This is a genomic window from Streptomyces sp. LX-29, from assembly GCF_029541745.1.
GTDB lineage: Bacteria > Actinomycetota > Actinomycetes > Streptomycetales > Streptomycetaceae > Streptomyces.
In genome coordinates this window covers 1,803,334-1,818,328 of the sequence record NZ_CP089746.1, presented here as the reverse complement: position 1 = coordinate 1,818,328, position 14,995 = coordinate 1,803,334, and the positions used below count along the sequence as shown (strand labels likewise).

The following is a 14,995-nucleotide window of genomic DNA, read 5'->3' as shown; positions in this document are numbered from 1 at the left end:
CCACGCACGTTCGGCCCGGGCGGGCCGGGCGAGGGGAGCGATGACATGAAGATCTACCAGCCCATGCTCTTCGTGGGCCTGGGCGGCACCGGCGCCCGCATCGGGGCCGAGCTGGAGCGGAACCTGCGCCGGGAGCTGTGCGGCCCGGACGGCACCGCGCTGGTCGACGGCGGTAAACGGGCCGCGTTCCAACTGCCCGACTGTCTGCAGTTCGTGTACGCGGACTTCAGCGAGGCCGAGCTGGACCGGCTGCCGCACCTGAGCGCGCGCGGGCCGGAGGCGGCCGCCTTCTCGCGCACCTCCCGAGCCGTGCACAACCTGCTGCCCGCGTACGACAACTCCCCCGAGGTGACCCGCATGCTGCGGATCGCCCTGCACGAGGAGGTGGCCGGCTGGTTGCCGCCCCGCGAGGGGGAGCCGCGGGTCTCGCCGTTGCACACCGGGGCCGGGCAGCTGCCGACGGTGGGCCGGTCCGCGCTGTTCGCGACCATGCGCAGCGGCACGGAGCAGGTGCTGGGCCCGCTGCGGGCGGCGATCGAAGCGCTGAGCAAGGCGGGCGGCGACCTGGAGCGGCTGGGCGGGCGGCAGATCCGCGGCTACGACGTGTTCGTGGCCTTCTCCGTCGCCGGCGGCACCGGAGCGGGCATCTTCTACGACTTCCTGCATCTGATCGGTCACGTCTTCAACGTCCTCAATCTGAACGGCGCGAAGATCTACCCTCTCGTGGTCATGCCGTCCGCGTTCCCGACGGAGTCCGGCGGCGGCCGGGAGGCCGAACTCAACGCCGCCCGCGCCCTGGTGGACCTCTCCCACCTGGTCGACGACCAGAACGCGGCGGACGCGACGCCCGATCTCGGCGATGTGGAGCAGCTCGGCCGGATCGGGGTGAAGTACCCGCACCTCGTCCCGGTGCGGCTGCGCACCTCCACCGTGCAGACGGCGTTCCTGTTCAGCCGGACCGCGGGCATGCGCCCGGAGGACCTGCGGCGCTCCATCACCGCGATGGTGACCTCGCTGATCGGCACCGACCTGGGCGAGGAGAGCGTGCGCGGTCGGAGCCGGGCGGACGACGACGCGCAGTCCTTCGCGGCCAGCTTCGTCAACCGCGGCACGATCCGCTCCGCCCCGGCGGCCACCGGCATCGGCCTCCAGGGGATGTCCACCAGCCTCGCCGCCTCCATGACCGTGCCGGTGGACGAGCTGGCCGAGATCGTGGCCTCCCGGATGCTGGCCTGCGCGGTGCGCGGCCTGGTGGAACAGGCGCGGCAGGGCGGCGAGACCCACCGCGCGCTGGTGGTGGAGGTGTTCAAGGAGTCGGGCCTGGAGGAGATCTGGACGCGGGAGGCGCTGGAGGTCGCGCTGCCCGACCCGCTGCCCCGCGGCGTCAAGGCGATCGGGCAGGCGCTGCGCGACCGCGTCGGCGACATGGAGGACCAACTGGCCCAGCTGGACCGTCGGCTGGACCGGCGGGTGGGGGAGATCGCGGAGCGGTTCACCCCGCGCCGGGCCGTCCAGACGCTGCTCCAGGAGCACGACCCGTTCCGCCTGGAGAGGGTGTTGGCCGGCAATCCGGGCGACCGGGACCAGGTGGCGGCGGCCGGGTTCGCCGGAATGCTGGACAACCGCCGCAACCGCCCGCACGCCCCCGAGGGCGTGCAGCCCACGCCGCCCCCGGTGCCCCGGATCAGCCGTGGGATGGCCGGGCTGGTGCCCGCCCGCTGGGGCGACCCGGACGTGGAGGCGGCGCTGGGCGAACAGGACGCCTGGTACCGGTGGTCGGCGTGCCGGGTCTGGCACGACCAGTGGAAGGAGCAGGAGTCCCGCTGGCGGCCGCCCGCCGACCGTGTGATCAAGGACGTCTCGGCGCTGGTGCGGGCCTTCCGCGACCACGAGGAGGAGGAGAGCGGGCTGTTCCTGGAGCGGAAGAAGGAGCTGTACCGCGAGGACCGCACCGGCGTGTCCTACCTGCTGCCGCCCCAGCACACCCTCGGCGCCTTCTACGACGACGTGATGGCGCGGCTGCTCCAGCGCGAGGGCCTGGCCGAGCACCAGGACGAGGCGGCGCTGCTGGCCCGGATCGTCGAACCCGGCCACTGGCTGCGCGCGTTGAGCGCCGTGCAGCTCTCGCCGCGCGCCGCCGTCAAGGAGGTCAAGGCGGTCCTGGAGCAGCGCGTCAAGAGGCTGTTCGTGGAGACGGGCGTCCACCAGGAGCGGCCGCTGCTGCCCTCGCTGGGCGACCTGCTGGCGGCGGCGGCCGGCGACGCGGAGGCGGCGGCCACGGTCGACGAGAAGTGGCAGGAGCAGTTCCGGTCCCAGCTGGCCGGGATGCTGCCGGCCGGCTTCACCCCGGACGGCACCGGCAAGCTGAAGGTCCTGATCGTACGACCGCAGACCAAGGCGACCGGCAGCGTCGACCGCTTCCTGGAGCAGACGCTGCTGCTGCCGCGCGACGAGAACCGGATGCCGCCGGAGTTCCGCGCGGTGCCCACCGAGTCCATCACCGTGGTGCTCTTCCGCAGCGAGATGAGCCTGACCGAGGTCTCCGAGGTACGGCAGGTGCTGCGGCTGTGGGGTCGGGCGCGGGACAAGGAGGGGCGCGAGGACTACCTGGCCTGGCGCCAGCGCACCGGCTACCGGGAGGCATGGCTGGCCAGCACCGAGTCCGACCGGCAGCGCATCCTCCAGCGGATGCTGTGCGCGATGTGGAACGGGCAGGTCGAGGTCGTCGGCGATCCGCTCTCCCCGGACCGGGTCCGCTTCCGGCTGCGGCGCGGCGACGACGCGCGGGACGCGGTGACCATGACCCTCGCCCTGGAGCCGTACGACCGCTCCGTCACCAGCTGGTCCGACCTGCTGCGCGCCTACGAGCGGTGGGCGCTGCTGGACGCCGGCACGGCCACCAAGGACTTCTGCGGGGTGCTGATGGAGACGCTCCCCGAGGGGTTGAGCACTTCCCCGAGCGAGCCGCACCCGCTGCTGCGGACCTTCCTGGACCGCGTCGCGCCCGACGCCGCCGACCAGCTCGACGTCCTCGCCCACCGGCTCGACGAGGACGGCCGCGAGTGGATCCCCCCGCTCCGCGACTTCTGGACGGTCACCCTCGACGGCGCCCTCGACCTCCGCTTCCCCCGCGGCCTCCGTGCCAACCGCGCCACCCTCCGCTCCCTGGTGGAGGCGGTGAGCGGCCGCGACCACGGAGGCGGGGCCGAGGGCCGACTCGCCGGCCCGGGAACCGGCTCCGGAGGCGGAGGCCGTCCCGCCGGTCGGCTCAACGGCCACCGCGCGGGGGCGGGTTCGCGTGCGGGCGCCGACGACGCCGACGACGCCGACGGCTCGTGGGGCTCCCCGGCGTACGGCGCCCGCGGTTCGGCGGGCCCCTCCGGCCGGCCGATCCGCTCCGACCGCTCCACCCCGGACGGCCGCCGACGGGCCGACCACGGGGCCGGCCGGTCGGCCGATGACCGGGGTCCCGGCGACCGGGCCGCGGATGACCGGGACGCCGCCGATCGGCGTCCCGGCGGCCGGGCGGACGGCGCCCGACCACCGCGGCACGGGAGCACCCGGGGGCGGCCGTCCGGCGACCGGGAGGCCGACGACCGGTACGGCGAGGGCGGGCACGCGGGCGACGCCGCCGCCGGCGACCGCCTCCGTACGCCCGGCGACCGCGCGAGGGGCGGCCGTCCGGCGGGCGACCGTGAGAGGGCTGGCCGTACGCCCGGCGACCGTGTCACCGATGATCGCTATGACGACGACGGTTTCGCCGACGACGGGTTCGTCGACGACCGGGCGCCCGGCGACGGGCGGACCGGCGACTGGCGGACCGGCGACGGGCCCGGGGCTGTGGCCGACGACGCGGGGGCGGACGGTCGGGGGCCCGATGGCCGGGTGGCCGAGGGCGGGCCGCTCGGCGGTCGTGGGGAACGCGGTTGGGCCGAGGCGTCCTCCCACCGCGCGACGGGCGAGGGCGGGGGCGGCGGCCGGGACTCCGGCGACGGGTCGTCCGACGACCGCTGGAGCGCCGATCGGTACGCCGACGATCCGTACGCCGACGATCCGTACGCCGAGGATCCGTACGCCGAGGATCCGTACACCGAGCGCCGGTACGCCCAGGACCGGCACGCCCAGGACCGGTACGCCGACGATCATGCCGTCGGTGACCGGGAGGTCGGTGATCGGGCTGTCCGTGATCGGGCTGTCCGCGACCGGGCCGTTTCCGACCGTGCCGCGGGCGACGCCGGCGGCGGGCCGGGGGCGGACGACGGGGCGTGGGACGACCCGTGGGACGACGAGACACGGCGGGAGGGCCGGCTGTGAACACGTTTGCGCCCACCGCCCCGGCGGCCGCCTCCGGGGCGCCCGTGGTGACGCTGGACCTCCGTGCCGCGGGGGCGCGGTTCAGCGACCCCGCGGAACTCCACCGCGCGGTACGCGAGTCGCTCGGCGGCACGCCGGTGACGACGGCCGGCCGCTTCCTGCTGCTGGACACGGCCGAGGGGCTCGCCGGCCACCAGCAGGTGTACGAGCAGGTGCTCTCGTACGGCAACGGGCACGCGCTGTGCCTGGCGATCGGCGCCCCCCACGCCGGATCCACCGAGGACGACCTACGGGCGGCCGCGTCGCCGACCCAGTGGGCCCTGGAACGCCCCTCCACGCTGCGGCCGCCGGCGGTCGGGGTGCTGTGGGTCCTCGACCCGTACGCGGGGACGGCCGACCCCGAGGAGGACCCCAGGACGGTGGAGGAGGTGCTGCATCCCCTGGTCGAACTTCTCGCGGGTGCCTCCGTCTTCGACGCCGTGCTGCACGCGATCGGGGAGCTGCCGGAGGGGGTGGCCGTGCCCGCGCTGCGCGTGCTGGAACACGACCTGGCGGCGGCGGACCGCGAGCGCGCCTGGCGGCAGGCGCTCGCCGACCTGGTCGGCGAGGAGGTGCCCGGCCCGACCGCCTCGTTCGCCCCTGCCATGGACGAACTGCCGGCCGCACTGGCGCCGTTGGTCGGCCCGTCGGTGCCCAAGAGCGTCGAGGAGACGGTGTGGCGCCGGGCGGGCGGCGAGGCCGCGATCCGGTTGCGCGCGGCGGAGTACGCGCTGGACGAGGCGGAGCGGGAGTACCAGCGACTGCGCGGCGCGGCCGGGTTGTTCGGCCGAACCGGCCGCGACAGCGACCTCGCCGGCTGCCTGGAACAGGTGGCGGCCGACCTCGTCGCCTACCGCGACACCGTGGAGGACGCGCTGCGCGACGGCGACCGAGTGGGGTTGCCGCCCGAGCAGCGCCGCCGGCTGCACGAGTACGGCATCGACCTGCCCCGCGTCCCGGAGACCTCGCGCGAGCGGGTCGGCCCGGCGCTGCGCGGCTACGCCCAGGAGCTGCTGGCCAAGCGGCTTCCGCTGCGCTCGGCGGCGGCCCGCCTCGGCGCGCTGTCGGATCTGGCGACGCCCACCAGCAGCGCCGCCCGGCTGCCCGGGCTGGCCGACGCCTGCCCGCCGGGACTGGCGGACCGCCTCGTCGGCGCGCACCCGTTCACGGTCCGCGGTGCGCGCCGCGGCGAACTGGCCGCCACCTGCGCGCTGACGGCCGCGGCCGGGCTGTGGCCGGGCCCGGGCTGGGCGCTGGGGCCGCTGACCGCGGTGGCCGCCGCCGGGCTGACCGACCGGGCCTTCGCGCGGCGGCCGCGTGTCGACAGCGGTGGCACCTCAGGGGCCCTCGCGCAGCTCGCCGCGGGCCTGCTGGGCGCGGCGGTCGGCGCCGCCGCCGGCAAGCTGCTCGGGGCCCCGGCGTGGCTGGGCCTCGGCGGCCTGCTGTTCGCCCTGCTCCTGCTGCCGGTGCTGGCCGTGCGCCGCTGGACGGCCGCGGTCGACGCCTGGTGGGAGAGGGCCGGTGTCCCCGAGGCCCGGACCGCGCTGCACACCCTGGACGACATCCTCACGGACGCCGTCGTGCACGACTGGCTGCTCGCCGACGCCCGGCTGTACTGCGCCGACGGCGCCCGCGCCATCGCCACGATGATCCGCCGTGCGGCGGCCGCGGCGGTGCCCGCGCGGGGCCCCGGCACCGCGCCCCACGGCGCCGGCGACCATGACGGCCGGGAGAAGGGCGGCGAGTACGGCCCGTACGACCAGCCATACGCCCACCCGGACGGCTGGGACCGCGGCGACGGCTGGACGGACGAATGGCACGGGGGTTGGGACGAGTGGAGCGGCGGCCCCGACCCCTGGGGCGAGGCGGTGGGCGAGCCGTACCCCGAAGCCGGTACGACCGGGTACGCCGAGACCCCCACGGCGGGACACGAGAGCGGGAACCCGGCCGACCGCGAGCGAAGCGGACACGGGGGCCGCCCGTACGACAACGGGCACCGGGCCGACGGACTTCGCGACGACGGACGTGGCGGCGGCGTGTTCCACGACGGCGTCCACGACGGCGGCGTCCACGACGACGGTTTCCACGACGACGGTTTCCACGACGGCGGCGTCCACGACGACGGGGCGCGCGACAACGGGCCGCCGGGCAACGGCTTCCACGACGGCGGTTTCCACGATGGCGGCGTCCACGACGACGGGCCGCCGGGCGACGGGCCGCGTGACAGCGGGGAGTACGGCTGGTACGGCACTCCGTACGCGGCGGCGGGGCATGCCGCCGACGGCGTCGGCGAGCCGTATCCGCGCGAGCGCCGCGCCGCGCCCTGGCTCGAGCGGGAGGCCGGCGACGGTGGCCCCGAACTGACCGAGACGCTGGCGGCCGACATCGCCGAGGGGATCGCCCAGTTGCTGGCCCCGTACTGGGGGACCATCGAGCGCGACCCGGGCACCGCCGCCGGCTTTCCGCTCGACCAGCGGGTGCGCGAGCTGCTGGCCGCCGAGAGCGCCCGGCTGGCGCGGGACGGGGTGGCGGCCCCTCCGCCGCACGCCCGCCCCGAGCGGGAGCGCCCCGAACCGGCGGTGTTGCTCGGCATCGCGCCCGAACGGGTGGTCAGGACGCTGGAGACGGAGGAGCACGGCATCGCGCCGCTGGCCCTGTGCGCCGCGGAGCACCGTCGGCTGCTCTCCCGCGACCGTCACGCCAGCCGCCGGGTGCGCTTCGCCCCGGAGGCCGTGCGCCGCTCCAGCGCGGTCGTGGCCGACGACATCGTCTGGACCCCCGCCGGCCGCTACGCGGGCGTCCTGCGGCTGTTGCCGCCGCGCACCGGCTCCATACGGACGGTCAGATTCCGTGGTGACACGCAGGGTTCAGGGAACGAGTACGGATGAGGGAGCGGTACGTCATGGACAACGGGGCCCGCCGGGGAGCATCGGACGCCCCTGCCGGACACGACACTCCTTGCCCCCGCCCCCCGGCCGGCTGGCCCGGCGACGCGCCGCCGGGCGGTGGCCGACTCCAGGCGTGCGGGCCCGGAGCGCGCCGGGCCCAGGCGACGACCGAGCCGCCCCGGCCCGCCGCCGGCGCTTCGCGCGGTGGTGAGCAGCCGATCGGGGCAGCGGCCCCGGAGGGCACGCGTGCCGGGCGGCCGCCGGGGTGGCCGGAGGCCGCCGCCGCGCCGGTCCGGCAGGACGCGACCCCGGCCGCGCCGTGCGACGGCGGCCCGCCACGGAGCGGGTCCGTGGGACGGCCGGCCGTCCCGCCGGGCCGTGTCCCGCCGCTCGGCCCGCCTGCGGCGCTCCCGTGTGGAGTCGGTGTGTGGCGCGGGTCGGGGCAGGTCCCCGTGGCGACCGGTGCCGTGGTGCGCGTGACGGCGGGGTGCGGGGAGGCGGCCGGGGCCGCCGTCGATGTCCTGGGTGGTGGCGGGCCGGCGGTTGGGGCGCCGGCACCGGGTTGTGTGGCCGTTCGGCGGCTGTGGCTGTCGGGCCGTGGTGCGCCGAGCGGGTCCGTGAGACGGCCGGCCGCCCCGCCGGGTCGTGTCCCGCCGCTCGGCCCGCCTCTGGCGCTCCCGTGCGGAGTCGGTGTGTGGTGCGGGTCGGGGCAGGTCCCTGTGGCGACCGGTGCCGCGGTGCGGGTGACGACGGGGTGCGGCGAGGGGGCCGGGGCCGTCGTCGGTGTCCCCGGTGATTCCGGGCTGTGGCCGTCGGGCTGTGGTGCGCCGGGAGGGGCCGCGAGAGCGGTGAGGCGTCGGGTGCTGCGCGGGTCGGGGCAAGTCCCCGTGGCGGCCGGTGCCGTGGTGCGGGTGACGGCGGGGTGCGGCGAGCCGGGCGGGGTCGCCGTCAGGGCCCCCATGGATTCCGGGCTGTGGCCGTCGGGTCGGGGTGCGCCGGGCGGCGCCGCGCGGGCGGTGCGGCGTCGGTCGGGGGCGGGCTCCGTGTCGGCGGGTGTGGCGGTGCGTGCGCTGTCCGGGCGGGCCGAGCCGGCCGGTGCCGTGGTGCGCGTGACGGCGGGGTGCGGCGAGCCGGCCGGGGTTGCCGTCAGGGCCCCCATGGATTCCGGGCTGTGGCCGTCGGGTCGGGGTGCGCCGGGCGGCGCCGCGCGGGCGGTGCGGCGTCGGTCGGGGGCGGGCTCCGCGTCGACGGGCGTGGCCTGGGCCCGGCGGGCCGAGCCGGCCAGGGGCGCCGCAGGGGTACCGCGGGGTGGCGGCCCGCCGGGAGGCGGGGCCGTGGAGCGTACGGAGGCCCGCGCGCAGCGGGTGTCAGGAAAGGCCGGCGAGTCAGTGGAACAGGCGGGTGCGGGTGTGGGGGCGTCGGCGGACGAGAGGGTCTCCCGGGACGGGTCCTCGGGCGGTGGTGACGGCGCGGCGCGCCCGGGAGACGGGCGGGAACCGGAGGAGTTGGTGTTCTGCACCGACGAGGGGACGGCGGTCCGGATGGCCGCCTGGCCGCGAGGCGAGGAGCCCGCGCCGGGACGGGAGCCGCTGCGCGGCCGGCGGCTGACACTCGGTACCGGGTGGGACGTGGTGCAGTACCGGCTGTCGGCCTCCGCGCGCACCGACCACCGGGCGCGGGACCGGCTGGAGGCGGAGATCGCGGTCGGACTCGCGGTGCGGCGCGCCTATGGCGACGCCCCCTACCGGCGGCTGTTCGCCCGACTGGAGGGCTACCACCTGGACGTGGCCGAGCCGTTCGTCTTCTATCGCCACCACGGCGCGCGCCGCGGCACCCCGCTGGCCGCGCTCTGCGGCCGGCTTCCGGTCCGCGCGCACCAGCAGATCGCCCGCGAACTGGTGCTCGCGGTACGGCTGCTGGCCGCCCTCGGTGTGGTCCACCGCGGTCTGACCCCGCACGCCGTGCTGTGGGACGGCCACCATGTGCGGCTGCCCGAGCCGTACGCGGCGACGCGCACCGGACGCCCGCGCGAGGGGCTGCCCCAGACGGCGCCCTGGGTCTGCCCGGAGCAGCGGGCGGGGCGCGGCGAGGCGGAGCCGCGCGACGACGTGTGGAGCGTGGCGCAGGTGATGTACCACCTGTTGACCGGGGCGTCGGGGGACCCGGACGGCCCGCCGCGCGATCTGGCCCGGCTGCCCGCGCTGGAGGTGCTGGCCGACGCCTTCGCGCCGCGCGCGGTCGACCGGCCGCACCCCGAGGACCTGCTGCGTTCGCTGGGCCAGCGGGACCCGCTGCGGGACCGTCCGCTGCCGCCCGATCCGCTGGACGCCGGCCGGCAGGCGTTCGACGCCGAACTCGCCCGCAAGCGGGCGGAGCTGGGGATCCACGGCGCGGAGAGCGGCATCGGCACCGGCGTCGAGGACCTGTCGGCGCCGCCGCCGCGCGGCCCGCGCCGCTGGTTCGGCGGCGCCTCGCGCCCGGGGCGCCCCGCGCGTCCGGGCCGGACGGGGGGCGAGCGATGAGCACCCCGACGCCGGCCATCGTGTGCCCGTACTGCCTGGACCCGATCGCCTTCGACCCGGAAGAGCTCTACGCCCGCAACGAGTTCGAGCAGTACACCCGGGTCGACCTGTCCGCGGAGTGGCACCCGGTGCGCCGCCGGGACGCGCTGCGCGCCACCTTCCAGCGGTGCACCGGCTCGCCCGACATGGACGAGCACTATCTGCCCACGCCCTATCTGACCCACGGCGACCCGCTGACCATCGCCATGGTCGGCGGTTCGGCGGCCGGCAAGACCCATCTGCTCGCGTCGATGATCGGTGAGGTGGAGCGCGGCGGCCTGGAGCCGTACGGGCTCTCCTGCACCCCGCTGCACGCCGACAGCCACCGCGCCTTCCTCAAGGACCGGGTCCGTCCGCTGCGCGAGGGCTCCGTACTGGCGCACACCGAGGACGTCGACTTCGCCGAGTTCGCCGACGGGCTGCTGATCAGCGGCGGCGGGGTGACCCGGCCGGTGATGTTCTTCGACCTGTCGGGGGAGGACCTGGAGCGCACCGACCGGGTCACCCGGTTCCTGGCCGCCGTCCACGCCCTGGTCTTCGTCGTCGACCCGCTGCGCGCGCTGCCGCTGCGGTACCTCGATCCGGTGCGCTCGCGCACCGACATGCGCCAGGACGACCTGGGCGACCAGGCGTTCGCCGCCGTGCTCGACCGGATGCCGCGGCGCGGCTCGTATATCGACGCCGCCACCACGGTCGTCATCGGCAAGAGCGACCTGGTCCGCTTCGAGGAGCCGGTGGCGCGCTGGCTCGGCGCCCCGGAGCTCCCGGCCGCCCTCACCGCCGCCGCGCTGCGCGCCGAGAGTCGCGACGCCTACGCCTTCCTGCGCCACCACGGCGGTCCGGGCTGGCTGCGGCCGTTCCACGACAGCGCGCGCTGCACCCTGCACTTCGCCTCCGCCACCGGCGGCCAGGACGCGGCGGGCGGCTTCCCGCAGGGGGTGCGGCCGCGGCGCGTGCTGACGCCGCTGCTGTCGCTCTTCGCGATGTGTGGGCTGCTGCGCTCCACGGTGTCCTGGCGGGAACGCGCGGAGGTGGGGCTGTGACCACACCGACCTCGGCATCGACGGCGGGGGACGACACCGTGGTGCACCAGATCGTCTTCCGCTGGGACGCCCGCGGGCGCGCCGGAGGCGCCGGCATCGGCCCGGTCGCCTGGTCCGCCGGCGGCGGGACGGCGCTGGAGCCCGCGTTGGAGTCGATCCACCGCTACCTGGCCCCGGTGCTGCGGGTCCCCGGCGCGCCCGGCGCCTCCGCGCGGGAGAGCATCGTCCGGCTGGAGCCGCCCCGCGAGGTGGACCCCAGCCTGCCCGCGCTGCTGATGCGCCGGGTGCCCGCGCCGGACCGCGGTGGCCGGCCCAGCACCTACTGCCATGTCCTGCTCGGCGACCGGAGGCTGCTCTCCCCGCCCACCTGCCTGCTGCTGCACCGCTGGAACTGGACCGGCAGCGACATCCCGCTGCGGGAGGTGGCGGGCGCCGTGCTGGACCCGCTGCCGGCGTGCCGGCTGTCGGCGGCCGTGACCGGAATGGAACGCGAACTCGGCCGGGATGTGGCGCGGTTCGCCGACGCGCTCACCGCGCTGGTCGCCGCCGCGCTGCGCGACCCCGACCACCGGATGTCCGTGCTCGACCACAGCGAGGGCCGGGCGCCGGTGCCACTGCTGTGGGGCATGGGCAGCATGCTGGGCAAGGTGCTGCCGGGGCCCTGGACCTTCGCCACCCACGACACCCGGGACGCCGGCCAGCTCCGCTTCGTCTTCGTACCCCAGTGGCCCAAGTCGGCCACGCAGGACCCACGGCTGACCCGGATCGACCCGCGCCAGGGGGCGCGCGACGACCGGGCGTACGCGACGGCGCGCAACCTGGTCGAGCATTTTCTGGCCGCCCTCCACGATCCCGTCGAAGTGAGGCGTATCAGCGATGAACTGGGGCAGGCGGTACCGCGTTGCGAGCGGCTGCCACTGCCCGCACGGCTGATGCGACTCGACGAACGGCTGGAGCAGCTACGGCGCGAGGCCGCCCTCCGCGCCGCCCGGCACTCCGAGCCGGCGGACGGCGAAGGCCCCGGAGCGGAGGGCCGGGCGGCGCACGGCGAGGACGGGCGGGCCCGGTACGGGGCCCGCCCGGCGCGCCGGGTGCGGCTCGACCGCCCGGAGCGGGGGTCCGACCGGTCCGCACGGGCCGACCACGTCGCGCCGCGGAAGCCGTCTGGGCGGAGCGAGCGCACCGCGCGCACGGTGCGACCCGATGGGTCCATGCGGCCTGAGGGGGCCGAGCGACCCGATGGGTCCGTGCGGCCTGATGGTTCCGTGCGGCCTGTCGAGTCGGTGCGACCCGACGGCGGGCGGGTCGGGCCGGAAGGGCCCGGGTCGCCGCCCCGGGTGCCCGAGCGAGGCGAGCCGGGCGGGCCAGGTGAACGACGCGAACCATCCGAACCGTGCGAACGACCCGAGCAGAAGGAGTGGACCATGGCGCATGACACGCACCCACCCGGCTACCCGGCCCCGGCACCGTTCGCCACGGCCGGCTTCGGTGAGCCGCCGCTGCGCACCGGCACCCGACCGCACCCCCGCCCCACGACGGACGAGCTGATCGAGGCGCTGCGTCGACACCAGACCGACGCCGTCGTCGCCCGGCTGCCCGAGGTCGACGACGGGGCGCTGCTCAGCGTGCTGGCGGCCGGGGTGCCCGCGACGGCGGCCACCCGCGTCGTCAGCGAGCTCGTCCGCCGTGCCCCACACCGCGTTCCGGAGCTGGCCGACGCGGTCTGCGAGCAGGTGCTGCGCGCCGATCTCTACCTGGACTGCCACCCGCCGGGCGACGCGGAGACGCGCACCGACCCCGGTGGCGGCGTCCGGGTGTGCAACGCGGTCGAGCTGTACGCCGGCCTGGTGCGCCCGCACACGGGGCAGGAGCGGACACAGGGGCTGATCACCGAGCTGCTGCCCCGACTGTGGAACGACCCCGGAGGCGTGGGCCGCGAGGTGGTGTACCGCATCGTCGGGCGCCACGAGCCGGCGGGCTTCGGCGAGAGCGGCTGGGCGGCGCTGTTCCTCCAAGCGCTGGGGGCGGCGCCCGGTCCGGAGACGACGCCGCGGTCCGCCCCGGACGACTCGCCCCGACGGTTCTACCGCCGGTTCCTGCCGAACCGCGCGGACCGCGGCGACGTGCGGCGGAGCCGGGACGATCGGCAGTGGGGCCGCTTCGGTCGGTCGCGCGGTGACGACGGCCGGCCACGCGGCGACGACGGTTCGATCCGGGGCCACGACGACCCGGGCGGGTACCACGACGGCTCCGTCGGGGACCACCACGGCCAGGGCGGGTATCATGACGGCCCGGTCGGGAACCACGATGATCACCTCGGGAACCACGATGGTTCCCTCGGGAACCACGACGGCCAGGGCGGGTACCACGGGAACCACGACGGTCCGCTCCGGGACCAGGACGGTCCGCTCCGGGACCAGGACGGCCCGCCCCGAGGCCACGACGGTCCGCCCCGGAGCCGGGACGCCGACTCCCGCCGCGGGGGCGAGCGCGCCCACGACCGGTCGCCGGCACCGACCCCGTCCCAGCACCACCCCGGGACACGGCGCGGGCATCAGCCGCCGCCCCCGCCGCCCCCCGGGTGGTCCGCCGGGACGGTGCACGGCGGCGGGGCCACGGGCCCGCGCCAGGGCCAGCTCTTCGTCTCCACCCTGCTCGGCGTCATCGTCGTGGCGTTGGTGCTCATCATCGTGATCGCGCTGGCCTGACCCGGCCGTGCGGCGCCGGCGGAACCAGCCGCACGACACCGGACACCCCCGCTTCGCGCGACACCGTCCGTTCGGCACCCCCGAAGAGCCAAGATAGGCGCATGGGATTCCATGTCGACTCCGAGGCCGGGCGGCTGCGCCGCGTCATCCTGCACCGCCCCGACCTGGAGCTCAAGCGGCTCACCCCCTCCAACAAGGACACGCTGCTCTTCGACGACGTGCTGTGGGTCCGACGCGCCCGCCAGGAGCACGACGGCTTCGCGGACGTGCTGCGCGACCGCGGCGTGGAGGTGCACCTCTTCGGCGACCTGCTGGCGCAGAGCCTGGCGGTGCCGGCCGCCCGGACGCTGGTGCTGGACCGCGTCTTCGACGAGAAGGAGTACGGCCCGCTGGCCACCGACCACCTGCGCGCCGCCTTCGCCGAGCTGAGTGGCGCGGAGCTGACGCAGGCGCTGGTCGGCGGCATGACCAAGCGGGAGTTCCTGGAGCGCCACCCCGAGCCCGTGTCGGTGCGCTTCCACGCGATGGACCCGGACGACTTCCTGCTGAACCCGCTGCCGAACCACCTCTTCACCCGCGACGCCTCCGCCTGGGTCTACGACGGGGTGTGCATCAACGCGATGCGCTGGCCGGCCCGGTGGCACGAGACGGTGCACTACGAGGCGGTCTACCGGCACCATCCGCTCTTCGCCGCGCAGTACTCCACCGGCGGCTTCCACGTCTGGTCGGAGGGGCAGGCCGCCTACCCCTCGACCATAGAAGGCGGCGACGTGCTGGTCATCGGCAACGGCGCGGTCCTGATCGGGATGAGCGAGCGGACCACCCCGCAGGCGGTGGAGATGCTCGCGCGGGGCCTGTTCGCGGCCGGCTCCGCCCGCACCATCGTGGCCCTGGACATGCCCAAGCGGCGCGCCTTCATGCACCTGGACACGGTCATGACGATGGTCGACGGGGACACCTTCACCCAGTACGCGGGGCTGGGCATGCTGCGCTCGTACACCATCGAGCCGGGTGCCGAGGAGACCGAGCTCAAGGTCACCGACCACCCGCCGGAGCACATGCACCGGGCGATAGCGGCCGCGCTCGGACTCAGCGACATCCGGGTGCTCACCGCCACCCAGGACGTCCACTCGGCCGAGCGCGAGCAGTGGGACGACGGCTGCAACGTGCTCGCCGTCGAGCCGGGCGTGGTGGTCGCCTACGAGCGGAACGCCACCACCAACACCCACCTGCGCAAGCGCGGCATCGAGGTGATCACCATCCCGGGCAGTGAGCTGGGACGCGGCCGGGGCGGGCCACGCTGCATGAGCTGCCCCGTCGAGCGGGATCCCGTCGGCTAGCGCGGCGTACCGTGCAGGGGGCTGCCTGTGGCGCCGCACCGCCGTCCGGGGACGCGTTCGGAGAGGTGCCGTCATAGGTATGCGCCACCTCGTATACACTTC

At 76.3% G+C, this 14,995-nt stretch carries 6 protein-coding genes; all 6 read left to right on the top strand.

All coding sequences use genetic code 11. From position 1 onward, the window contains the following. Positions 1 to 45 precede the first annotated feature (45 nt). Positions 46 to 4,314 (top strand): tubulin-like doman-containing protein, encoded by a 4,269-nt coding sequence (locus tag LRS74_RS07835; RefSeq protein ID WP_277740328.1) that lies wholly within the window; start codon positions 46 to 48, stop codon positions 4,312 to 4,314. Next, positions 4,311 to 7,241 (top strand): hypothetical protein, encoded by a 2,931-nt coding sequence (locus LRS74_RS07830; RefSeq protein ID WP_277740327.1) that lies wholly within the window; start codon positions 4,311 to 4,313, stop codon positions 7,239 to 7,241. The genes LRS74_RS07835 and LRS74_RS07830 overlap by 4 nt, the downstream gene beginning before the upstream one ends. A 1,334-nt stretch (positions 7,242 to 8,575) precedes the next feature. Continuing rightward, positions 8,576 to 9,763: a hypothetical protein gene (locus LRS74_RS07825; protein WP_277740326.1), complete on the top strand. Its 1,188-nt coding sequence runs from the start codon at positions 8,576 to 8,578 to the stop codon at positions 9,761 to 9,763. Beyond that, complete coding sequence (locus tag LRS74_RS07820) at positions 9,760 to 10,845, top strand: hypothetical protein (protein WP_277740325.1); 1,086 nt, start codon at positions 9,760 to 9,762, stop codon at positions 10,843 to 10,845. Before LRS74_RS07825 ends, LRS74_RS07820 begins: the two co-directional genes overlap by 4 nt. Continuing rightward, positions 10,842 to 13,553, top strand: coding sequence for a hypothetical protein (locus LRS74_RS07815; RefSeq protein WP_277740324.1), 2,712 nt, complete (start codon positions 10,842 to 10,844; stop codon positions 13,551 to 13,553). Before LRS74_RS07820 ends, LRS74_RS07815 begins: the two co-directional genes overlap by 4 nt. A 101-nt stretch (positions 13,554 to 13,654) precedes the next feature. After that, a complete protein-coding gene (locus tag LRS74_RS07810) occupies positions 13,655 to 14,893 on the top strand; it encodes an arginine deiminase (protein WP_277740323.1) in 1,239 nt (412 codons plus the stop codon). The last annotated feature ends 102 nt before the right edge of the window (positions 14,894 to 14,995 follow it).